At 42.5% G+C, this 23696-nt stretch carries 21 protein-coding genes and 1 other RNA gene; 2 read left to right on the top strand and 20 right to left on the bottom strand.

The window, feature by feature from the left end; genetic code table 11:
• Positions 1-12 precede the first annotated feature (12 nt).
• From ACTJKG_RS13895 to argB, 5 genes are all read right to left on the bottom strand, one after another.
• Positions 13-1191 (bottom strand): ankyrin repeat domain-containing protein, encoded by a 1179-nt coding sequence (locus ACTJKG_RS13895; RefSeq protein ID WP_440739548.1) that lies wholly within the window; start codon positions 1189-1191, stop codon positions 13-15.
• A 94-nt stretch (positions 1192-1285) separates the two neighbouring features.
• Positions 1286-4021: a prolyl oligopeptidase family serine peptidase gene (locus tag ACTJKG_RS13890; protein WP_440739547.1), complete on the bottom strand. Its 2736-nt coding sequence runs from the start codon at positions 4019-4021 to the stop codon at positions 1286-1288.
• Between the two features lie 474 nt (positions 4022-4495).
• Positions 4496-5872 (bottom strand): aspartate kinase, encoded by a 1377-nt coding sequence (locus tag ACTJKG_RS13885; protein WP_440739546.1) that lies wholly within the window; start codon positions 5870-5872, stop codon positions 4496-4498.
• A 167-nt stretch (positions 5873-6039) separates the two neighbouring features.
• On the bottom strand, positions 6040-6858 hold the full coding sequence (gene proC / locus ACTJKG_RS13880) for a pyrroline-5-carboxylate reductase (RefSeq protein ID WP_440739545.1): 819 nt from the start codon (positions 6856-6858) through the stop codon (positions 6040-6042).
• Positions 6855-7700 (bottom strand): acetylglutamate kinase, encoded by an 846-nt coding sequence (gene argB / locus ACTJKG_RS13875; RefSeq protein ID WP_172333671.1) that lies wholly within the window; start codon positions 7698-7700, stop codon positions 6855-6857. Before argB ends, proC begins: the two co-directional genes overlap by 4 nt.
• Positions 7701-7901: 201 nt before the next feature.
• On the opposite strand from argB, the gene ACTJKG_RS13870 reads away from it, so the two are divergent.
• A complete protein-coding gene (locus ACTJKG_RS13870; RefSeq protein WP_440739544.1) occupies positions 7902-9200 on the top strand; it encodes an NAD(P)/FAD-dependent oxidoreductase in 1299 nt (432 codons plus the stop codon).
• A gap of 33 nt (positions 9201-9233) precedes the next feature.
• On the opposite strand, the gene ACTJKG_RS13865 is transcribed toward ACTJKG_RS13870, so the two are convergent.
• The 12 genes from ACTJKG_RS13865 to ACTJKG_RS13810 form a co-directional block, all read right to left on the bottom strand.
• Positions 9234-10181 carry an N-acetylornithine carbamoyltransferase gene (locus ACTJKG_RS13865; protein ID WP_172333669.1) on the bottom strand — a complete coding sequence of 316 codons (948 nt, stop codon included), beginning with the start codon at positions 10179-10181 and terminating at the stop codon, positions 9234-9236.
• Between the two features lie 23 nt (positions 10182-10204).
• Positions 10205-11338 carry an aspartate aminotransferase family protein gene (locus ACTJKG_RS13860; RefSeq protein WP_172333668.1) on the bottom strand — a complete coding sequence of 378 codons (1134 nt, stop codon included), beginning with the start codon at positions 11336-11338 and terminating at the stop codon, positions 10205-10207.
• A gap of 61 nt (positions 11339-11399) precedes the next feature.
• A complete protein-coding gene (gene argC / locus ACTJKG_RS13855) occupies positions 11400-12398 on the bottom strand; it encodes an N-acetyl-gamma-glutamyl-phosphate reductase (RefSeq protein ID WP_440739543.1) in 999 nt (332 codons plus the stop codon).
• Positions 12376-12774: a cupin domain-containing protein gene (locus ACTJKG_RS13850; RefSeq protein WP_172333666.1), complete on the bottom strand. Its 399-nt coding sequence runs from the start codon at positions 12772-12774 to the stop codon at positions 12376-12378. The genes argC and ACTJKG_RS13850 overlap by 23 nt, the downstream gene beginning before the upstream one ends.
• A 10-nt stretch (positions 12775-12784) precedes the next feature.
• Positions 12785-14005 carry an argininosuccinate synthase gene (gene argG / locus ACTJKG_RS13845; RefSeq protein WP_440739542.1) on the bottom strand — a complete coding sequence of 407 codons (1221 nt, stop codon included), beginning with the start codon at positions 14003-14005 and terminating at the stop codon, positions 12785-12787.
• A gap of 116 nt (positions 14006-14121) precedes the next feature.
• Positions 14122-14769 carry a GNAT family N-acetyltransferase gene (locus ACTJKG_RS13840; protein ID WP_172333664.1) on the bottom strand — a complete coding sequence of 216 codons (648 nt, stop codon included), beginning with the start codon at positions 14767-14769 and terminating at the stop codon, positions 14122-14124.
• Positions 14770-15466: 697 nt separating this feature from the next.
• Positions 15467-15898: a hypothetical protein gene (locus ACTJKG_RS13835; RefSeq protein WP_172333663.1), complete on the bottom strand. Its 432-nt coding sequence runs from the start codon at positions 15896-15898 to the stop codon at positions 15467-15469.
• A gap of 160 nt (positions 15899-16058) precedes the next feature.
• A complete protein-coding gene (locus ACTJKG_RS13830; protein WP_172333662.1) occupies positions 16059-17015 on the bottom strand; it encodes a YpdA family putative bacillithiol disulfide reductase in 957 nt (318 codons plus the stop codon).
• A 113-nt stretch (positions 17016-17128) separates the two neighbouring features.
• The gene (locus tag ACTJKG_RS13825) at positions 17129-17602 is read right to left on the bottom strand and encodes a PaaI family thioesterase (protein ID WP_172333661.1); all 474 of its coding nucleotides are present in this window, start codon (positions 17600-17602) and stop codon (positions 17129-17131) included.
• Between the two features lie 409 nt (positions 17603-18011).
• Positions 18012-18110, bottom strand: an RNA gene (ffs, locus tag ACTJKG_RS13820) — signal recognition particle sRNA small type.
• A 113-nt stretch (positions 18111-18223) separates the two neighbouring features.
• On the bottom strand, positions 18224-18799 hold the full coding sequence (locus ACTJKG_RS13815) for a 2'-5' RNA ligase family protein (RefSeq protein ID WP_440739541.1): 576 nt from the start codon (positions 18797-18799) through the stop codon (positions 18224-18226).
• A 10-nt stretch (positions 18800-18809) separates the two neighbouring features.
• Positions 18810-19436 carry a 2'-5' RNA ligase family protein gene (locus ACTJKG_RS13810; protein ID WP_440739540.1) on the bottom strand — a complete coding sequence of 209 codons (627 nt, stop codon included), beginning with the start codon at positions 19434-19436 and terminating at the stop codon, positions 18810-18812.
• Between the two features lie 72 nt (positions 19437-19508).
• Here ACTJKG_RS13810 and dinB point away from each other — a divergent pair, with 72 nt between their 5' ends.
• Complete coding sequence (gene dinB, locus ACTJKG_RS13805) at positions 19509-20693, top strand: DNA polymerase IV (protein WP_172333658.1); 1185 nt, start codon at positions 19509-19511, stop codon at positions 20691-20693.
• Between the two features lie 111 nt (positions 20694-20804).
• Here the strand turns inward: dinB and ACTJKG_RS13800 are convergent, their stop codons facing one another.
• The 3 genes from ACTJKG_RS13800 to ACTJKG_RS13790 are packed head-to-tail and all read right to left on the bottom strand — an operon-like array spanning position 20805 to position 23663.
• Positions 20805-21092, bottom strand: a complete 288-nt coding sequence (locus ACTJKG_RS13800; RefSeq protein ID WP_172333657.1) for a hypothetical protein — start codon at positions 21090-21092, stop codon at positions 20805-20807.
• A gap of 4 nt (positions 21093-21096) precedes the next feature.
• Positions 21097-21387, bottom strand: coding sequence for a DUF1360 domain-containing protein (locus tag ACTJKG_RS13795; RefSeq protein WP_440739539.1), 291 nt, complete (start codon positions 21385-21387; stop codon positions 21097-21099).
• Positions 21384-23663, bottom strand: a complete 2280-nt coding sequence (locus tag ACTJKG_RS13790; protein ID WP_172333655.1) for a hypothetical protein — start codon at positions 23661-23663, stop codon at positions 21384-21386. Before ACTJKG_RS13790 ends, ACTJKG_RS13795 begins: the two co-directional genes overlap by 4 nt.
• Positions 23664-23696 lie beyond the last annotated feature (33 nt).

Genomic DNA, 23696 nt, shown 5'->3' with positions numbered 1-23696 from the left:
AATAGTTCAAGATTAAGCATTCTGCTCGTTTTTCATCAGGAGTTCAACCGTTTTAATCTTCAGGTTATCGTCAGATGCAAGCATTAAAGCGGTTTGATCTTTATTATTGGTGATACTGGCATCTGCGCCATTCTCCAATAGTAATTTTACTTTTCTATAGGTTTCTTTAGCTTTTCGCTCCTCATAGTTAACATTATAGGCGCAAACTTTATGCAGCAGGGTATTACCCTCATTATCCTGCCGGTTAATGTCTAAAACTCCGGTATCAATAATGGTTTCTAAAACTGCAGGATCTTTTTCGGCAATCAGGTTAACAGGGGTAGCAGGATTTTGGTAATACAGACTTTCCTGGTACAAATCGGCTCCGTCATGGATCAATTTGGATAATAATTCAAGCGTGCTTTCTGATGGGCCGGTTATCATCCTCATGTATTCAAACAGCAAACTTACCTGGTTTTTATTCAATAAATCAAACTGTGGAGTATCGTATTCGCGCAGTTGATTATACAAACCTAAATTTTGCTGATGGGCCACAGCATAGAAAAAAGCGGTATTGCCATCTTTATCTATATGATTCGGATCCGCGCCATTTTGCAATAACAGGTCGATGTATTCCTTCCTGTTGCGTTCAATGGCGGCTATCAATGGCGTTTTTTTAACAATATTGGCATCATTGATATCCAAACCTTCATTAATAAGCAAAGACAAATAGGATAATGAAAGCTCAGGATACCGTGAATAAGTATTAATAACCTGGTGGAGCAAATTTTCCTCCGCATTATTTTTAAAGTTTATATTGCAACCGGCCTCGATCAAAATTTTGATGTGCTCCAGTTTGGCGAAATTTTCAAAGAAATAACTCAATAGCGTTTTGGCACCAACTTCATCATTGATACTATCGAATTTGGTCATGAAATCCCTGAGAAAACCGTTGGACTCACTATCGTCGGATAAATTGCGAATTATACTGGCAAAGATGCTTTTGTCGAAACTATCATACTCATAAATGTCTGTTTCTATGGTTTTATCTTTTACAAAATAGTTCAGTATTTCAAATTGTTTGTCCCGAAGCAGTTTGTCGAAAATTTGGGATTTATTAAAGTCGAAGATCGTTTTTGGGAGTTTTTCACCGTTTTTTATGGATTCCAGGGCAGAGGCATAGTCGCCAGATTGAAGCAGTTGTTCCAGCATAAATTAAGTTTTCTGCCATAGCCTCAACATTTATACCAAATTACCATTGTTAGCCAACAGTAATTTGATAGTATGTTAAAGTGGAAAAGACAATTTATTTTACCAGTTCAAAACCCCAGTCTTTTCCTTTGTCGACAGCAGGTACACCTTTAGCCATCCAAACAGGCAGTGGAGCGCCTTTTAAAAAGTGGTCAAAAAACTGCTGCTCGCGTATGGTGATGTCTTTGCGATTTTGTCTTAGCACCAGGTTATGCGCTTCGCCGTTATATTGTAAAAGCCAAACAGGTTTACCCAGGCGGCGTAACGCAGTAAACATTTCTATGCCCTGGTACCATGGCACGGCACCGTCTGCATCATTGCTCATGATCATTACCGGTGTTTGTACTTTTGGGAGCTGAAATAAAGGAGAGTTTTCGATATAAAGCTCTGGTTTTTCCCACAACGTTGCGCCAATGCGACTTTGGGTTTTTTCATATTGAAATTGCCTGTTTACACCCGATTCCCAGCGTATACCACCGTAGGCCGATGTCATATTAGCTACGGGAGCGCCTGCCCATGCGGCTGCATACATATTGGTTTGTGTTATCAGGTAGGCTACCTGGTAACCTCCCCAGCTTTGCCCCTGAATACCGATATGGGCCGCATCCACCCAGGAATTCTTTTTAAGTGCTTCTACGCCCGAATTGATATATTCAACCGCTGATGCGCCGGGGTGACCGGTTTGATAGCTGATATCAGGTGCGAAAACCAAATAGCCATTACTCACAAAGTAGGATATCGGCAAACGGGAAGGAGTAGGGGCCGGAGCGATGTAGTTATAAAGTCCTTCTGATAGTTTTTCATAAAAATATACGATCATCGGGTACTTTTTAGCTGGGTCGAAATCTTCGGGTTTATACAAAATACCCTCAGATTTGAACCCTTTTGGGGTTGTCCATTTCACCAGTGAAGCCGTACCCCAGTTGTATTCGGATTGTTGGGGGTTGATATCGCTTAGTTTAGTTTCTTTTTTCAGATCGGTTGATACATACAGATCCGGTGGAAGCTCATAACTGGCTTTGGTGTAAATGTAGGCGTTGGCATTTTTAGCTTTCAACAGATCACCATAACTTACCGGGTTCATATTAACCTTTTCAGGAATAGCATTACTCTCGGGGTATTTGGTATAATAACCCCATTGTTTATTTACTTCATTTTGGGTTTGCAGCCACATCTGTTGCTTTAACGGAATATACTTTTGTTCAGGGTCTGTAGCGTCGTATCGGATGATCAATTTGTTTTTACGACCTATACCGTTGGTGAAGCTGGTTACAGCCCCTGTAGCCGGATCTATCTTCCAGATATCATATCGGTCGTATATCAAAAATGCTTTGTCGCCCTGCAGCCAACCGGCCATCCCATAATCCGGTGCAAAATCGGGAACGTCATTCAGTTCATCGCCCATTTTTGTGCCGATGGTGGCCGTGAGATTGCTTTTTTGTCCGTTAGCAATAGTATAACAAAACCAGTTTTGCTGTTCCAGATCAAACCAGATCACATATTTACCGTCGGGGGATATGCGGTACCTCGCCCTCGAACCCGCGTTGATGAGGCGTTTGTTACCACTTTTGGTATCAATCAAAATAGCCTGTTGTTTGGTGCCGCCTTGCCATTGTGCTTGTATGCGGGCTCCTGTATCAGTTACGCCCAAAACATAGCGGGCATCTTTATTTTCGGCCACCAGTACTTCCTGCACGGCCTTACTGCCCAATTGTAAGAGTTTTGGCTCAGCCTCATTGGGTTTTATTACCGCCAGATAGCTGCGTTTTAATTCTGTTTGCAGGTTTTTTAGCTGCTGTGGCTGCAGATAATCGTCTTTATAATTCCAGATATCCAGCTTCGCTACTTCAAAATCAACAATAGTAGTATCGGCAGGTTTGGGAATTGGGGCAGTTCCAAAAAATAAATTACCGCCGCTTTTGCTGAAATAAACCTTGCCATCGCCGCTTACCACCCAATGCTCTGGAATGCCTTTTGCCCCAGCCTCTGCTACAACCGCCGCGCTGTCGCGGGTACTGGTATAATAATAGAGTTTAAATGGTTTAACCAGTGCTTTTTCCGGATTCTTTTCAGCTGTGAAAGCCAGCTGTTTTCCTTCATCATCAATCGTAATATTGCGGTAATTACCCCGACCAGTACTAATAGCCTTAAGTGCGTTTTTATCAATATCATACACATACATACCCGATTTAACATCTTTCTGCTTTGCAGGCGCGGTTACGGCAAATGCCAATAACTTTCCGTTTTTGCTTAACTGGTAATCGGTGGCGTATTTGAATGTACGTGTTGTACCAGCGCCCCCCAATTTACTCACTGTTAAATCGGAGCCTTCATGTGTTGTGGGTGCAATAGTTGCACTTACAGCCTTCTTTGAAGTATCATTAGGCAGTGGTTTCTTAACTGTATCAGCGCTGGCCAGATAAGCTACAACAGCGGCATTTGCCGATAATTTAAACGATCGGATAGCCGGTACTTTGGTTATGGATTGTGAACCAAGTGTAATAATACCCATCGTATCCTTTGGAAAATCGGCCTGTTTTTTCTTCTTGATTTTAGCTTCGCGAATAGATTTATAAAAAGGTCTGATCAGGAAAGTAACAAACCTGGAGTCGCTACTAAAAGTGGCTGTATCGGCACGTGGTACCCTTATTTTAGCGGTATTAGTTGTATTGGTGATCACCAGTTCGGCATCGCCCTGTTGTGGTTTTATGACGTAAAATATCCATTTGCCATTATTGCTGATGTGCTGGTTGCTGATGCTTTGCCATCCATCAAAAACAGAATTGTCCAAAGGTTTTTTTGCAGCTTTTTGGGCGGATACACTAAGAAAACAAAAAGATGAAAATAACAGGAGTAGGGCTTTACGCATAGGAAACTTAAGTAAGAGTTAAATATGCTAAAAACAGGGCATTTATAAAAATTCAGCCACAGGAAAGTTACAATAGGATTTGAAAATAAGGTTGGTAAAAGCCCGGATCCATTAATTATAATGCTTGTTAGGTGAGTTATTTTGTGATAAAAAGTGGGTTTACACGGTTTACACTTTTTTATGGTTAACATGAAGTTAAATATTTGATAATCAATTTATTGTATTGAATTTATATCGAATAATGCCTTAAAAGTGTAAACCCACTTTTATAACAAAAGGGGGGCTTCGGGAGACCACAAGGTGACTGTGAAATATAAAAAAAGAGACACATATGACGTGTCTCTTTAACCTGCCTTAAATGTAGAGACGCGTCGCATGCGCCTCTTAATAGGTAGCTTATATCATTGCTTTATTTAAAGCTTTAATGGCTTCTTTAAAGTCTTCGCGGGCTACCAGGAACTGGATGTTAACCTTGCGCAGGGCAAAACCACAGCTCTTAATATTGATACCTTTTTGAGCCAATGCTGTAGCCGATTTAGCCAGTAAACCCGGCTGATCCATATTGGAGCCAATAAGGCAAACCATAGCCATTTTTTCTACAGTTACTTTCTCATAGTCGTTTTCAAGCTCCTGTATCAGTTTTTTATTAAAATCCTTATCCCATATCACTATCGAGATACTATTGGCGCTGGTGGCCTTAAAAGTGTAGCTCACGCCAAATTTATAGAACAGCTGCATGATATGGAAGTCGGTACCCACATTACCCACCATCGATGGGTCATAAATATCGATCATCAGCACGCGCTCGGTACCTGTAATTACTTCAACCCGTTTTTTGTCGCAAATGTACTCGCGGGTTATGAGTGTACCAGGGTGCTCTGGCTGGAAGGTGTTTTTGATCCTGAGGTCGATATCATGAATTTCCAAGGGTTTTGATGCCTTGGGGTGGATGGCTTCCATGCCCACATCTGCCAGCTGATCGGCCACATCATAGTTGGTATTACCTACGGGGAAGCAATTTTCCACACCAACCAGTTCAGGATCGGCCGTGCATAAATGATATTCTTTATGGATAATGGCCTCCTCCGGTTTAACGGCCACCGCTATTTTGCTAAAAGTAACCTCCGAGTATCCGCGGTCAAATTCGCGCATGATACCTTCGGTGCCTTTGGTGTAACCGGTTACAATAGTGATGGTATTCTCAAAATCAATATGTTGCAGGTCTTTCTTTATGCGTTGGTCGATGGTGAACGAGCGGTGGTCATGAAAGCCGCTCAGATCAACAAACGTGGCATTGATACCCATATTTTGCAGGATATTGGTAAAGTTAAATGCTGAGTGGCTTTCGCCGATTGATGCCAGGATCTCGCGGGCAGCCAGCAAAACGTCGTCTTTATTTACATAGCCCGAAGCCAGGATGTTGGCTATGTTTTCCAGATAAGTCTGCGCGTCTTTAAGGCGTTGCTCAATAAATTTATCGGCCTCGGCAATGTTTAATCCAAGGCTTTCATAACTTTTATTGATCTGCTTTAACTTTACTATAAGGGCCTTAAGCGGCTTATGAAAATCTTTATAAGTCGCCAGTTTATGGTAAACACCCGGCGCACCGGTTTTTTTGTTTTCGAGCAGGAGATTGGTTACCCCTGAAAAGGCCGATACGACAAAGATGCGGTTGTACAATTGTTGTCCGGAACGTTCAAATAGGATGATGTTTTTGATCACATCATTTAAGGCGGTCATAGAGGTACCACCGATTTTTTCGACTGTTAACATTTTTATAAATAAACGCTTTTAGCGCATGGGTGCCAAAACTGTACCATCGGTAAAATAATGGCTTTTTAGTTGATATGGCGCGTTCAAAGAATTGTTTTTTAGATGGTTATATTTTCTGTGCTAATTAAGCAGATATATCAAAATAAAAGATATTTTTTACGATATAATTATTCATCCTTCTTGTAAAGGTCGCCTGCCTTTTCGGCCGAAAGCTTAATGCCTTTGATCATGGCCGAGCTGAAGCCATTGTGCTCCATTTCATTTAAACCTGCAATGGTACATCCACTTGGCGAAGTAACCTTATCAATTTCCTGCTCGGGGTGTGATGCCAGCTGCAGCAGCAGATCGGCAGCGCCCTTAGCTGTTTGAGCGGCCATTTTTAAAGCATCATGTGCATGGAAGCCTATTTCGGTACCACCTTGCGATGCCGCACGGATAGAACGCAGGAAAAATGCTATACCACAGGCACAAAGCGCGGTTGCAGATGTCATCAGTTCCTCGTTGATCTGGATGCTCATTCCCACAGTATCAAAAAGCGACTTTACCATGTTTATATTTTTATTGGTACCATTATCGGTAGCTATACAGGTCATGGAATGGCCAATAGCTATGGCTGTATTCGGCATGGCCCTGATTACCTGTACGTTCAGATCGAGCTGCTGGCGAATATCATTACAGGTAACCCCGGATATTACGGAAATGATCAATTGCTTTTCGGCTTTTATAGCAGGCTTTATTTCATCCAGTAGTTTGTTAAGTTGTTGGGGGAGTACGGCCAACACAATAATGTCTGCCTTTTTTACCGCTTTGATATTATTGTCGGTAGTGTGATATCCTAATTGAGCGTAATCAGCCAGGGCCGATACATTACGACGGGTGAGTGAAATTTGCTGGGGTTTGCAAATATTTGCTTTGACCAACCCTTTGGCTAATGACAGCCCTATGTTACCAGAGCCTAAAATGGCTAAATGCTGTGATGAATTCATGCGTTTTTACTTAAACGTGTTCCAAATGGTTTATTTTCTTTTAATTGTCCCAGGTCGTCAGATTTACCTATGATCACTGCCTTAACACCGCATGCAATGGCGGTAAAAGCGTTATCAAGTTTGGGCAACATGCCGCTGTGTATAATGCGCTGGATCTTTAATTCTTCGTAACGTATCGGATCAATTTCCCTGATTAGCGAATCTTCATCATCAATATCCTGAAGTACACCCTTTTTCTCGAAGCAATAAATAAGTGTGGTTTCGTACAATGATGACAGTGATACGGCAAGTGCCGAGGCAATGGTATCGGCATTGGTATTTAATAATTGCCCTTCGCCATCATGCGTCAGCGCACAAAAAACGGGAGTGAAGCCAGCCTGCATTAAGCGGCTTATATTTTCGGGGTTGATGGAATTTTCATCAATATCGCCTACAAAGCCATAATCAATGGTTTTTACCGGGCGTTTTTTGGCCTTGATAAAATTACCGTCGGCACCTGTTAAACCGATAGCGTTATTGCCAAAACGCTGTAGTTGTGCCACAATGTTCTTATTAATCAGGCCGCCGTATACCATGGTTACCACTCTTAGGGTTTCAATATCGGTAATACGCCTGCCATCAACCATTCTGGCTTCGATGCCTAACTCTTCGGCAATTTGGGTAGCAACTTTGCCTCCACCATGCACTAATATTTTAAAACCATCCAGCCCTTCAAAATCTTTCAGAAAATGATACAGATTTTCGGAATTATCAATTACGTTTCCTCCAATTTTTATGATGTACAGGCTTTTATTGCCTTGTAACTGGGCAGAATTTGTTGAAACTGTATCAATTTTGTCCATTATAATAGTAATATAACCCTCTTGATGTTAAATTCCTATTAAATCAAACAGGAATCTGCTAAAAATATGAATTTATAGCGTATTTTATTCAAAAAATGTTAAAAAATGATTAATCCATTATCAGTGTAACTTTACAATTTGATTATGAAATAATTAGTAATATTGAGATTTTAAGGCATTAAACTTGCTTAAAGCTTTTATATGGATCAAAAAAAAGGTACTAAACCCCGTGTGGTTATTATAGGTGGCGGATTTGGTGGGTTGGAATTAGCCAAAAATCTTAAAAAAGCACCGGTAGACGTGCTTTTACTGGATAAGCATAATTATCACACTTTTCAGCCTTTATTGTACCAGGTGGCTGCGGGAGGTATTGCTGCTGATTCGATAGGTTTCCCTATTCGCCGGATATTTACAAGACAGAATAACTTCAGGTTTGCCCTGGCCGAAGTGGAGCGCGTAAATCCGGAAAATAATACATTGACTACCAATATTGGTACTATTTACTTTGATTACCTGATCATCGCAACGGGTTCAAATACCAACTTTTTTGGAAATAAGGAAATAGAGCATTTTGCTATGCCGATGAAAAATATCCCGGAAGCATTGAACCTGCGCAGCTTGATTCTGCAAAACCTGGAAATGTCGTTAATAGCCAAAGATCCCGAGGAGAAAGCTGCTTTAATGACATTTGTGGTGGTAGGAGGTGGCCCGACAGGTGTTGAACTTTCAGGTGCTTTGGCCGAAATGCGCCAGTTGATACTCATGAAAGATTATCATGGCCTGCGTAAACACAGCATGAAAGTTTATCTGGTTGAGGGCAAGCCCGAATTGCTGGCCGCGTTTTCGCCGGGCGCATCTGCAAAGGCCAAGAAGTTTTTGTTGGATATGGATGTAACCATTTTTAATAGTGTACACGTGCAAAGCTATAATGGTACAGAGCTTAAGATTGATGATGGTACCACCATACTCACCAAAAATGTATTATGGGCAGCAGGTGTAAAAGGGGAGGTGCCACAGGGAGTGCCTGAAACGTCTATCACCAAAGGCAATCGTATCCAAACAGATGGAATTGGTAGAGTGAATGGTTATGTTAATATTTTTGCGATAGGTGATGTATCAGCAGTAATTACTACGGATACACCAAACGGACATCCGGGCGTGGCACAGGTAGCTATACAGCAGGGGAGGCATCTGGCTAAAAACCTGGTTCAGATCATTAATGGAGAAGCAACCGTTCCGTTTAAGTATAATGATAAAGGGTCACTGGCTACCATTGGCCGGAATAAGGCCGTAGCGGATATCGGCAGGATTCACCTGCAGGGATTTATTGCCTGGGTGATATGGGGCGTGGTGCACATCATGTCATTAGCGGGTTTTACCAATAAAGGAACTATATTTTTTAGCTGGGCTATATCCTATTTTACCAAAAACAGTGATAACCGCCTGATCATCCGTTATTTTGATATTGAAACCCGGGCCATTGATCCAGAGCCTAAGTAAATCAATACCAAAATAAAACAAATGCCGGAAAGCTTATAGACTTTCCAGCATTTGCTTTAATACAGCCTGTGCAGCCCAAACGCGGTTACCGGCTTCGTGCACCACTACGGAGTTCGGCCCGTCCAGTATCTCGTCAGAAAGTTCCAGGTTACGGCGTACTGGTAAGCAGTGCATTACCTTGGCATCATTGGTGATCTTTAACTTTTCGTTGGTCAGCATCCATTCCTCGTGCTTACCCAGGATGTTGCCATAAGGCTCATAAGCCGACCAGTTTTTTACATAGATAAAATCAGCTCCTTTTAATGCTTCGTCCTGGTCATAAGCTATGTTTGCGCCCTGGGTAAAGTCGGTACAAAGTTCATAGCCTTTGGGCTGTACGATGGTAAAATCAACATCAGCTTTGCACATCCACTCAGCGAATGAATTAGGTACGGCCTGTGGTAGTGGCTTGATATGCGGTGCCCAGGTTAATACCACTTTTGGGCGCGCCGTAGTTTTTAATTCTTCGATAGTGATGAGGTCGGCCAGGCTTTGTAAAGGGTGACGCGTGGCCGACTCCAGACTTACCACCGGTACTTTACAAAACTGTACGAACTTGTTGAATATCATTTCACTATAATCCTCTTCGCGGTTCCTTAAACCAGGGAACGAACGTACACCGATAATGTCTGCATACTGCCCCATAACGCCCGCGGCTTCGCGGATATGCTCTACCGTGCTGCCATCCATGATCACGCCGTCACGAAGTTCTAAAGCCCATCCTTCCTTATCGATATTAAGCACCATCACATTCATGCCCAGGTTAAGAGCTGCCTTCTGCGTGCTCATGCGGGTACGCAAACTTGGATTGAGGAATACCAGTGCCAGGGTTTTGTTTTTACCCAGATCCTGGTTGGCATACGGATCTTGTTTTAGCTGCAAAGCTTGCTTTACAAGTGCATTGATATCGGTAACATCATTTACAGAAGAGAATAGTTTCATTAGCCCGGATATTTAATAGCGAATTATTGGTTTAAAACATTTACAAAAGCCTCTAAAAATCTGTCGGCGTGTGCTTTGGTCAAATTTAAAGCAGGTAATAACCGTACTACGTTTGGTTTAGCTTCACCTGTGAAGATGTGGTGCTTGAACAGCAAATCCTTGCGTGCGTTTGATAGCTCCTCAGGTAATTCGATACCGATCATCAGGCCCCTGCCACGTACTTCTTTAACCTGCTCCAGTTTCTTAAGTTCCTTGATCAGGTATTCGCCAATGGTTGAAGCGTTTTGTAACAGGTTATCCTCTTCTATTACTTCCAGTACGGCTAAACCTGCGGCACACGCCAGGTGATTTCCGCCAAAAGTGGTGCCCAGCATACCATAAGCCGGTTGTATTTTTGGTGAAATAATGATACCACCCACAGGGAAGCCATTACCCATACCTTTAGCCATGCTATAGATATCGGCATTTACACCGGCAAAATCCTGTGAGAAAAATTTACCTGTACGCCCGTAACCACATTGAACCGAATCGGCAATGAAAACAGCGTTATGCTGATCGCACAATGAACGGATCTTTTGCAGAAAACTTTCGGGTGCTACCTGTATGCCGCCAACACCTTGTATGCCTTCAATAATAACAGATGATATTTCATTTCCATGACCGGCAAAGGCTTGTTCTAATGCAGCTTCATCCGCCCATGGTAAAAATATTACGTTATCTGTTTCATTAATTGGGGCTACGATCTTAGGATTGTCGGTAACGGCGACCGCCAAAGAGGTACGACCATGGAACGCTTTGGTAAAAGCGATCACTTTTTTCTTGCCATTATAAAACGAAGCCAGTTTTAAAGCGTTCTCGTTGGCTTCGGCACCGGAATTACACATAAACAATTGGTAATCATCCTTGCCGGATACTTTACCTAATTTAGCTGCTAATTCTTTTTGGATAGGGATTTCGATAGAGTTAGAGTAAAAACCCAGTTGGTGTAACTGATCCTCCAAACGTTTTACATAATGCGGATGGGTATGACCGATAGATATTACGGCATGACCGCCATACATATCCAGATATTCAGTACCATGATTATCATAAACCAGGCTGCCCTGGCCTTTTACTATATTGATTGGGTTAACAGGATATACGTCGAATAAATTCATTTTTGAAAAAGATAATAGATTAAAAACTTAAATTAAACAGTGCTGTAATTGTGGCGAAAGCTTAAAAAGCGGTCGCCTTAAGTCGTAGCCCTGCGCGCTCATCTAAGCCAAATAACAAATTCATGTTTTGCACTGCCTGGCCCGAGGCGCCTTTAAGTAAATTATCCAGTATGCTGATGATTAATAGTTTACCCTCGTGTTTACTCACTTGAATAAAGCACTTGTTGGTATTTACAATCTGTTTCAGATCGATGTTTTTATTGGTTACATGGGTAAAGGGATGGCCTTCATAATAGCTTTTATACAATTCCAACGCTTTTTCCTCACTCAGATCGCTATCAGTATAAATAGAGGCTATAATACCACGGGTAAAATCGCCACGATAAGGTATAAAGTTGATGGCTTTGTTAAAATCGCCCTGTAATTGCTTTAACGATTGACCGATCTCATTTAAATGCTGATGGTTAAATGCCTTATAAACAGACAGGTTATCATTACGCCAGGTAAAGTGCGATGTAGGCGCCAAACTCTGACCGGCACCGGTTGAGCCGGTTGTGGCTGCTACGTGTACCTCGCTATTTAATAAACCTTTTGAGGCCAGGGGTAACAAGCCTAATTGTAAACAGGTAGCAAAGCAACCTGGATTAGCAATGTTATCGGCGGTTTTTATGGCTTCACGGTTTAATTCCGGTAATCCATACACAAAGCTTTTATTTTTGAATTTTGAGCTTTGAGTCAATCTAAAATCCTGACTCAGGTCGATTATTTTGATGTGATCAGGAATAACGGTTGATTCCAAAAACTTCTTAGCATCACCATGGCCAACACACAGGAAAAGCACATCTATAGCAAACGACAATTCGCCGGTGAAACGCAGGTTGGTATCGCCAAAAAGGTCGGTATGAACTTCATGAACATAGTTACCTGTGTTGCTATTGCTATTTACAAAAGCTATCTCTACATCGGGGTGGTTGATGAGTATACGCAGCATTTCGCCACCTGTATATCCCGCACCGCCGATAATGCCCGCGCGTACCTTATTTGATGTTGATCCTGTCATTGTTGGTTGATGGATAAGAGTATAAAATAAATTCCAGATCGCTCCGGTCGTTATTACTGATAAAATGCTTTTGACCGGGTAATATCTCTATTCCCTGTTCTGGTTTTAATTCGGTAACGTTACCATCTATATTGAAAGTAGCCCTCCCTTTTAAAATAAAGAATACCTGTGTAGCTTTTTCGTGGTAATGCAATTGCTCGGCAGTATCCGGTGGCATTAATTCCTGCTTAACAGACAATGCTTCGGTGTCAATAAAGGTCCAGCCGTGGCAATCATCACCCCAATTATAATGCTCAAGGCATTCGCCCTTAGAGAAAGCCCCCCGACCCCCTAAAGGGGAAGTTTGATCAACTGTTTTATTTTGAGTACTGTCCATTTATATTTTGTTAAGCATTATTTGCTCCCCCTTCAGGGGGCTGGGGGGCATTAACTTTATGATAGATCATAACCTGGTTGCCGAATATTTTCGAGAATCCTTTAACATCCTCGCCAGACCATGAATTATTCATTTCGCCATAGCTGCCAAATTTGTTTGACATCAGATCGTGATCTGACTCGATACCTACTACCTGGAAGCGATACGGGTGCAATTGTACAAATACCTTGCCGCTTACGTTTTGCTGGGTATCTGTTAAAAATGCCTCCATGTTACGCATGATAGGATCGTGGAACTGTCCTTCGTGTAGCCAGTTACCATAGAAAGCAGACAACTGATCTTTCCAGGTCAGCTGCCATTTGGTCAACACATGCTTCTCTAAAGTATGGTGCGCTTTGATGATCACCATTGGAGCGGCGGCTTCAAAACCTACGCGACCTTTAATACCGATAATGGTATCACCTACGTGAATGTCTCTGCCAATACCATAGGGCTGGGCAATAGCTTGTAAAGCCTGGATAGCTTTTGTTGGGTGATCATATCTTTCGTTGTCGATGCCAATCAACTCACCTTTTTCAAAAACAAGTTCCAGGTTTTTTACTTCCGATTCGGTAACCTGGGTAGGCCAGGCCTCTTCAGGTAATCCTAAATTAGAGGTAAGAGTTTCTTTACCACCTACCGATGTTCCCCAGATGCCTTTGTTGATAGAATATTTGGCCTTTTCAAAGTTCATATCAACACCATGTTTTTTCAGGTATTCGATCTCTTCCTCGCGGCTCAGTTTCAAGTCGCGGATAGGGGTAATGATCTGTACCTCGGGAACCAGGATGTTGAAGATCATGTCAAAACGTACCTGATCGTTACCGGCACCAGTACTGCCATGCGCTACAAATTCGGCACCTATTTCTTTGGCGTAGTTAGCAATAGCAGTTGCCTGGCTTACACGCTCGGCACTTACCGAAAGGGGATAAGTGTTATTTTTTAAAACATTACCATAAATCAAAAAGCGAACACAGGTATTGTAAAAGTTTTTGGTTTCATCAACCACATGGTGCGAGGTAACCCCCATTTTGTAGGCACGTTCTTCTACTCCTTTTAATTCCTCGTTGCTAAAGCCACCGGTATTTACAATAACGGAGTGAACTTCGTAACCAAGATCCTGTGTTAAATATATGCAGCAAAATGAGGTGTCTAATCCGCCGCTATACGCTAATACTACTTTTTTCTTCATCGTTTTTTGAGCTTAAGGCTAAAAGCGGAAGGCTTAAAGCTTTTTCTTTTCAATTTATGTGTATTTGTTATTATAAATTCATTTTGCTTTAGGTATTTCACCCTTCGCCTTTTACCTTAATCGTTATCGTGATGGATCCTTTTCTTAATGGCATTTTCAATACGCTCAAGCAAGGTAGCCTTGTGGGTGATCCTTTTCATTTTCTCCTCATCCTGTTTTTGTTTTTCGGCAGGATCAAACAGCATAGCGGTGCACATGCAGTTTTTACGCTCTTTGCTCATCAAAATATCGTAATTGACACAACTTTTGCAGCCTGCCCAAAAGTTCTCGTCCTGGGTAAGTTCAGAGTAGGTAACCGGTTCATAGCCTAATTCGGAGTTAATCTTCATTACGGCCAAACCTGTGGTTAAACCGAATATTTTAGCTTCCGGGTATTTAGTTCTGGAAAGCTGGAAAATGCGGTGTTTAATAGCTTTGGCTAATCCTGCTTTACGGAATTGTGGATTAACAATAAGCCCCGAATTAGCCACAAAATCGCCGTGGCTCCAGGTTTCAATATAGCAAAAACCTGCCCAGGTGCCATCCTTATGCAGGGCTATAACTGCTTTGCCTTCCAGCATTTTATTAGCAACATATTCGGGCGAGCGTTGGGCTATACCAGTGCCCCTGGCTTTGGCCGATTCGGCCATTTCAACACATATTTGAGGCGCATAATCTACATGTTGTGCAGTAGCAACCTGAATATCAAAATCTTGTATGGTCATTAAAATAGATATTACCGTTAAATTAATTGGCTTTTTAAGCCTTAATAATTAGATGGTTTTTAAAAGAATAAGTTTAAATACTTTATTCTTTAGCGGTGGTTTTGTTACAGGGAATTAATTCAAACCCGTGGCATATAGGGCCTTCGTCGGGGAGGGCAGCATAAAAAAACAGTTGAAACCAAAGCAGCGGCAGCCGGAGCAAATGTTGCTCTTATTGCGGGCTTATTTAAGCTTTGTAGATTCATTTTTTTGTGGTATTACTGTGTTTTTAATTTGGGTGCAAATTATTGCATAAAATTTTACTTATGCAAGAAAAAAATGATTTAATAACGTTAAGATTATATTCGGTTTTTTGAGGTGGCGGTTTCAGCCTTTAAAGACCAATGATTCGATGGCATACCCACCAACTTTTTAAACCTCAGATTTTAACATTTTTTTGATCAAAAACAGGGCGAAAAACCTCAAAAATCTTTGAAAAAATATAGAAGCTAACACTTTTAACAAATTTTTAGACACTTTTCGCGGCTTTTTAAAACTTTAAAAAGTTTTAAAAAATTAGTCTAATATTTAGATCGACTTTCTTTTAACTCAACGGCCCGGTTATCCAATAAGGAGAACCGGGCCGTTGGCAGGCACAAGAATGCGTTGGTTTTCGCTCAGAAGAAGGGGAGCAGATAGTTTTGACGGCTCCTATCATTTACTTTTTCTCTTCAAACTTATCCAACACAAATCTTAACTTCTTATTGGAGTCATCTACTCTTTCGGCAGTTAGGGTAACTTTTCCGTCTTTACCTTCAATGGTGAGGATGTAGTCTTTTTCGCCGTTTCCATCTTCATCACTGATGGTGGTTTTGATCACTGATTTGCCCTCCTTAAATGGTGTTTTCCAGTCACAGGTGTTTGATTTGATAGTCCCGGTAAGCGTTTGTTTCCCGTTTTCGATATTAACGGAAATGTTTTTGTCGATTATTTCAATAACCGTTTGCTCATCGACAGCCCTCTCCAGGTTGTTACTGCCATCCAGATGTTCGGTTTTTGAGGTTACCAGATTTAATTTCTTGTCGCATTGTGCCAGGCAAGCGGCACTGCCCGCTAATAGCAACAGCAGGGCGATAATGGTTGATTTCATGGTTTTTGCTTTATTTAATTTGAAACTTAAATAAAGATAGGTGTTTTAAATAGTATTATGCAATACATAGTACTATTTTATGAAATAAAATTCTTAATTATTTGATAATGAATAAGTAAATTATTTAATTGAAGTGTATAGTTAAAAAATAAACGCCTGATTAACGCTTAGCCACGATATCATTGATGATCATATCGGCGTGGATACGCGAATTTTCGATAAACCATAGATGAGTATCTAAGCCGCCGCAAACTACACCGGCAAGATACAGGCCCGGCAGGTTGGTTTCCATAGTTTCGGAGTTGTACCGCGGAATGAATTTATCATCAGACAATACAATCCCCAGTTTCCGGAGGAAATCAAAATTGGGTTTATAGCCCGTCATGGCCATTACATAATCATTGGGAACGGTTACCAGTCCGTCGGGTGTCTGGATATCTACTTCGTGCTGGCGAATGGCCTGAAGGTTGGAATTAAAATATGCCTTGATGCTGCCTTCCTTAATGCGGTTAATGATATCGGGCCGTACCCAGTATTTTACCCGGCTGCTTACTTCGCTGCCACGGATCACCAGGGTTACTTCGGCGCCTTTACGATAGGTTTCGAGCGCTACATCAATAGCCGAGTTGCTGGAGCCCACCACTACTACCTTTTGCAGGGTGTAGAAATGCGGATCCTGGTAATAGTGTTTTACCTTGGGCAAATCTTCGCCCGGGATATCCAGGTTAACTGCGATATCATAAAAACCGGTGGATAGGATTACCCTTTTTGCCTGATAGGTAGCTTTGCTGGTGGTTATGGTATAAGAGCCGTTGTGTAGGGTAACATTGGTTACTTCCTCAAATAGGTTAATGGGCAGGTGATTGGAAAGCGCTACGCGGCGATAATACTCCAAAGCATCGGCGCGGGTTGGTTTGTTGTGCACGGTTACAAAAGGTACCCCACCGATCTCCAGTTTTTCTGAGGTAGAAAAGAAGGTCATGGTTGATGGATAGTTGTACAATGAGTTAACCAGGCAGCCTTTTTCGACAATAACAAAACTTAAACCGGCTTTTTGAGCAGCCAAACCGCAAGCCAAACCAATGGGGCCGCCACCTATAATGAGTATATCGAGCATGTTGCGAAGATAGGCAGTTTGAGGTTTTGCAGGAAGTAATATCGAATAATGAATTTTGAATGACGGATATCGAAGTAATTATACCAGCGTGCTGCGGTGATAACCCCCATCAATTAGCGCCCTGCTGCCTTATCCTCGTAAAGTGTCATCACGGTGCTTGTGGCCATGGCTACCACCTTGTCTTCTTCGTTTTTTACTTCACATTTATAATGGGTTATGGTTTTACCGCTTTGTAAAGGTGTAGCGGTTGCCCTTAATTTCGATTTCCATACAGGCCGGTAAAAGTTTATTTTTAACTCTATGGTGGTAAAGGACTGACCTTCTTTCATCAGGGTGGAGTGCGCTGTGCCGATGGCAGCATCGGTCAGTTCGCAGATCAATCCGCCGTGGACTGTGCCTTGCTGGTTGCCATGGATCAAGGTATCGGCGTCAATCTCAACGGTGGCGGTTCCATGATCTACAGCTGCTATACGGATAGCTAATGTTTGCGATATGGCTGTGGGGTACCTCACAATAGTTTCCATATCGGGGGTAAGGGTACCAGCTAACAGGTGTTTTAAGTATTCTAAAACTGGAATCTTAGGCATGATGTAATTTTGTATTGGTGAGCAAAACTAATTACAATACGGCTCAATTAAAATATACGGTTTGTCAGGATTTGGCCATAATAGATAGGGGGAGAATAATGAATAATGAATAATGAATGTTAAATGTTGAAGGGGAAATCATTATTCTGTTTAACTAAACGTAAAAGATCTCTCCTGACGCCTCGTTCAGGATGACAGTTGGTTATAATACAATAGTTAAATCCCTTTTGTCATGCTGAACGGAGTGAAGTATCTATATTACAACTAACATAGTGAAGAAGATCCTTCGTTCCTCAGGATGACAATTGATTTTAGAAAGAAGTGGGGATGGTTCGACATTAGGTATTGGATGTTCTATATTTATCGAACCGGGAATATATGGAGGTTTTTCCAAAAATTAGGGCACAAAAAAGGGTAAGCTACTTTTATCGCGCCGCTCAACTCTCTACCCTTGCTGTGTTCCCACCCTGGGGGAGTTCAAGAGGAGCTGGCCGTAAAAGACTTACCCCGGCGCAAATATAGAAAAAGGTTTGTTTATGGTTAATAAATTGTTAAAAAAGATAACTGATTATCGTTTAGGTAATTATCTCCCAATGTGCCACTAATTGATCCCGACAGCGGCTAAGCCGCCAGAGGTTTTTTGCGAAAAGGGATCGTTTTATGCACTTTATACCGATCATTTTTGTTGTCGATTTCCTTTTCCAGTATGGTTAAACATTCAGCCAAAAACGTGTCACGGTATTCCATTTCCTGAAAATAAGGCCATAATTTGTTGAATGAAGCTACCGGTATATTCCGGGCGATGGTAAGATGAGGGGTGATTCTCCTGGTTTTCATTCTTAAAGCACCTTTAACCTGGTTAAACCAGTCCTCGGTTATTTTATCCAAATCTACTTTGGCGTATATGGTTCGGAAATGGGGACCGTGCTTAAAAAAGTCAAATCCATTAATTTTAAGCTTATGCTGTGGTATGGTTCGCACCTTAAAGCCCACCATTTCATAGAAAGGAGTGAGGAGCAAGGGTTTTAATGTAAGCTGATGAACCTCGTCCCTAAAAGATTCGATGGTGATGTGTGCCCGCGCGTACATCCCCGGAAACTTCCCGATGCGTTTAACACATTCCTGTTTAAATAAGCCAACTTTTTTATCCACGTGCTCTGGAGGGGAAATAACGGTAAGATAATCTCTGTTGTTCATGACTATGTGTTTAAAAAAGGTTTATCTGATCTATTTGGTTATCGGCTGCTGCTTGTCGGCTCATAATAGCTTCGGCGGTATTGGCTGCGGCTTTTTTGTTTTTAAATTCAAAAATTTTAAACGGCCGCCATTGTGGCTCATGAGCAAATGTTTCGCGTTTAAGCATAACCAGCTCATTTACCCAAAAAGGTTCCACCAGTTTTTTATGACGGAAATTTGGCCATAAGCGTTCAAAATCGGGCCCGGCAACGTCGCGGACTACCGTTATATGTGGTACAATAGCTTTGCGGATGCTCAGCTTTCTTTTAAGCTGGGTTAGCCATTCGTCAACAGCAGGGGTGATCCTGATGTGGGCGTAAATGGTCATGCGGTTATGCAGATGCTGGAAAAACTTAAAACCATCTACATGCAATAAAGCGGGCGGCAGCTCATTCAGGCTTTTCTCCATCCGGATTAAATTGGTTTCGGCCATAAAGGGCTTTTGCCGCTCTAGGTGGTGAACCGAAATGTGTGCCGGTGAATCCATGCTTTTATAATTGCCAATTAATTTAGCGGAGGCTTTTTTATAGCGGGCAATTTCGTGCTTTATAGCCTCTGGAGGCGAAAGCAGGAATAAATAGTCTTCATACATGTACATGGCAGCTGGTTTTGATGAAACAAAAATGCTAATATTTTTAGTAAAATACTAAATTTATTTTCATATTTGTGCATGGATGTTAAGCGGCATATTGTACATATCGACCTTGATTCATTCTTTGTATCCGTAGAGCGCAAATTTGACCCCAGTCTGATAGGTAAGGCAGTGATTATTGGCGGCTCGGTTGACAGGGGAGTGGTATCCTCATGCAGCTATGAAGCGCGGGCTTATGGTGTACACTCGGCCATGCCTACCCGGCAGGCGGTAAAGCTTTGTCCGCATGCTATTGTGCTTCATGGCAGCCATGGTCGCTATTCAGAAGCCTCACGCGAGGTTACCCAGATCATCCATGACTCGGTACCGCTTTATCAAAAAACATCTGTTGATGAGTTCTACATCGATTTAACGGGTATGGAGCGTTTTCATGATTGTTACCAGATTGCCAGCAACCTGCGCCAAAAAGTGATCCGCGAAACCGGTTTGCCTATTTCTTTTGGAATGGCATCGGGTAAAACCGTAGCCAAAATGGCCACCAACCAGGCCAAACCCAACGGACAGCTATATATAAAGCATGGCGAAGAGCTGGCATTTTTGGCACCACTGCCTATCGGTAAAATACCGGGCCTGGGCGAAAGCACTTGTCAAAAAATGTATCAATATGGTATTGAAAAGATCGGCGACCTGCAGCGTACCAATATCCGTTTTCTGGAGGCTGTTTTTGGTAAGGCTGGAAAATATTTATGGGAAAAGGCCCATGGGATTGATCATAGTGAGATCGTTCCGCATAGCGACCGTAAATCGATATCAACAGAACATACCTTCGGCAACAATGTGAACGATCCGCGTACGTTGGAAAATATTCTGGTATCTATGACCGAGGAGTTATCCGGCAAATTGCGCCGGGAAAATAAGCTATCCTCCTGCATGGCCATCAAGATCCGCTATGCCAATTTCGAAACCCACACACAGCAGCAAAAGATACCGCTTACTGCTGCCGAGCATATCCTGATCCCAGGCGTTAAAAACCTACTCAAAAAAGCCTGGAACCAACATCGCCCCGTGAGGTTGATAGGCGTGAGACTAAGCGACCTGTGTACCGGGAGTTACCAGATCAATTTATTTGAGGACAACGAAGAGCAGATCAGACTTTACCAGGCTATGGACAAGATTAATTTTAAGTTTGGCGATAAAACCGTTTGCCGCGCCGCCGGCATGGAAATAGGCACACGTAATTTTAACCCATTTATGAGAGGGTGATAATGAGAACCAAGATATTAGAGTCAAGAACCAAGAAAATTATAACCTGCGATAGCTTTAGAGGCATTTATGCACATCAACAATAAATGTTTTTTGCCTTGATTCTTGACTCTAATATCTTGATTCTTGATCAGGACTCGTGACTTTGAGCTCCCTTTCGGCCATAAAGGCAAAAGAATCGCGGTAGTCAACAGATAGCTTATCGCCTTTGAATTTAAAGTGGTATGGAGTCCCGGTGCCAATGCCTTTGATGGTTAATTGGTTATTGCCCGTGTATTCAAACCAGCGGGAGGGTTGATCTGTAATTGCACTTGATGTATGCACTTCTGCTTTGGGTGAGCTTTGAACGGTTTTTTCTTCCCTAAGCCAGGCTTGTCGTTTTTTTCCGCAGCAATTCATATGGTTATTGGTTTTTGTCGGTTAGTTTAAATAGAAAGCATGCCGCCCCCGAGAGCGCCAGCCAAATGATGATACCCTGTAACCATTGATTACACATTAGTACAGCAAAAGGGATGGCTACCCACATACTAAGGCAATAAAAGCAATCGAGCAGGTCTCCGAAGAAACCCTGCCCGAAAAGCTTTCTGAATTTGATCACGATATCAAATGGCCCATCTTCCTGTGAAAACAGGTGCGAGATGCGCCAAATGGCCAGCGTGCAAATTATAAAACCGGTGACGTTAACATCTGTCATGGATTAAGGCGCTCCATCATAATTTGTGAATAAGCATTGTATGGCCCCGAATTACCTGTATTATAACCATTGGTGACCCTTTGACTAGCAGTTAAACCAAAGGAATATATGGTAAAGTATTCTCCGGTTTTGATCCAGCCATCGCCAACGGGCCGTGGTTGTATCTGTGCGCTCACCAGGCCGGGATTACTGTAATCGTCTTGTGTACCTTTGTAACCAGGGCAGGCATCATGAACATTTGATGGATTTGATCCTCCTGGAAATGTATGTGAGCCGATAATGGTAAAATCGCCCTCGATATTGGCATTCAGATCAAGCTCTGTTCCCGGGCATCTTCCCATGGTTAAGCTGTAAGTATCCACAAAGCCATACGGATCATTGGCTTCAAATGAAAATACCATAGGTGTTTTTAGCTGTGCGTCGGTAAGGCGATACAATCCGCAGCCACCGCTTACAATAGTATTGTCATTCAATATGGCGCCAGTCATCTGGAATTGCAGACCTTTATTATGGATATACAGCGCGATCAGGTCGGTAGCGTTGGTTACGTGAGCGCCAGCGGCATCATAGCCATCTACCCGTACATAAAATGTACCAGGTGTGGTTATACCCGCTATCACATCATAAAGTGCGGTATTGAGCTGCATGTACCTGTCGAAATTGGAAAACTCCCAGTCAACGCCATCTACAAATATTTGCCGCTGGATGTTCATATAAGCCGGAACCGCGCCATTTAAAGTTCCGCCCACAGCTGGATAAAACGGACCTACATCGTCGCCGATATAATTGGGCTGGTTACGTTTGGAGAATTTTGGATGCTTATAATTCTGACTTACATAAGTCCATCCCGATGTTCCGGCGCGGTTAACACGGATAGTGTACCATCTGATTTTGTTATCAATGGCGCTTTTGGTAGCATCATACATACAACCCCGCATATCGATAGTGCCGTTCCAGGCGGCGCACTCTACATGAAAGCCAGCAAGGGAACTATTAACCGATATTACCCCGTTTGATTCCAGGTAATTGGAATCCCCATAACGGCGCAGTGAAGCTGTGGATGTGGAAGCCAGAGTATTCTGGTTACCACCAATGAAAACATTACCTAAGCTGCCGATGAGGTTGCCATTAAAGCAGGCCGATGAAACATGTACCGTTGATTCCGGTAAACACAGGTCTATCCTGCGCAGGTTTTGAATATTGTAGTAAGGTGCGCTTTCATACAATACCTGGTATGGCGAATAGCCTGTTACTTTTACGATAATATCTGGGTACAATACCGTGTTGATATCTTCGCCCGGGCCTACGTCCGATGCATCTTCCAAACCTGGGAAGGTCATATCAAAACTAAAGCGGAAGATATAATTCCCGTTCATGTCGGTAATGGTATCGCCAAGTAAACGTCTGTCGCCGGTCCCGGTATAGGCACCACCGAGCAGTTCGGAACCGGTACGGTCATACTCCTCAAAGGTGAGGGTTAAATTGGAACCCGGGCCGCTTAGGCAATACCTGTACAAGCCACCGATATTTTTAGCCAGTGAAATGTTTTCTGCCGACTGTGCCAATATTTGTTTGGAAGCTACAGCAGGAGTAGAAGAGACCAACTGAAAATTACTGGCCGCGAATGCAGAAACGCTTTCGTCTGCCGCTTTTAGATTCCTTTTTGTTTCCACAGGAGCACTCCTGGTATACTGTAACGCGGTATTAGCTTGTGTGGCTTCGTTGGTTAGGTCAAAAACTATCGGTTTAAAGTATGGCGCCGGATCGGGTGGATTAACCGGGCCGGGTATACGCTCAGGATAATACTTATTGATATAATCCTTGAGCAGCGGGTTCTTTAATGCCTGTAACAGTCCCGGATAGGTATCGATCACATATGGGAACCTGCGGCAAGGATTAAAGATGCATGAGCCGCTGTAAAGTGTTACATTACCGTAAACAATAAAATCGTTGATGTTTACCGGGGCTGAACAGGTGAGCACCAGGTCGTCAAAATCGGTATCGTTACCCGCATCGTTCGATTGAATATCAAAAACATAGTTACTCCCTACCTGGTGCGGAAAGGTGAGTTTGGTTTCTGATGCCTGGAACCCTGTACCCGGATCGTTTTGAATAATAATAGACCATTGGCTCCCGGTTACAAAAACAGAGGTACCTGGTGTGCCCGGATGAGTGCCATTGGCTGATGTAGCGCCTTGTACCACAAAACGCTGTGGAAAAGCGGCCCCTTTTGATTTTACGGTAACTGTCCAGTTACCTTGCATTGCAATTATCATAGCTATTGGTTTTAATTGAGCTTACTCTTGGTT

Source organism: Mucilaginibacter sp. 22184, assembly GCF_052045695.1.
Classification (GTDB): domain Bacteria; phylum Bacteroidota; class Bacteroidia; order Sphingobacteriales; family Sphingobacteriaceae; genus Mucilaginibacter.
Note: the sequence above shows the minus strand (reverse complement) of the source record. Positions and strands in the feature narration are given on the sequence as shown.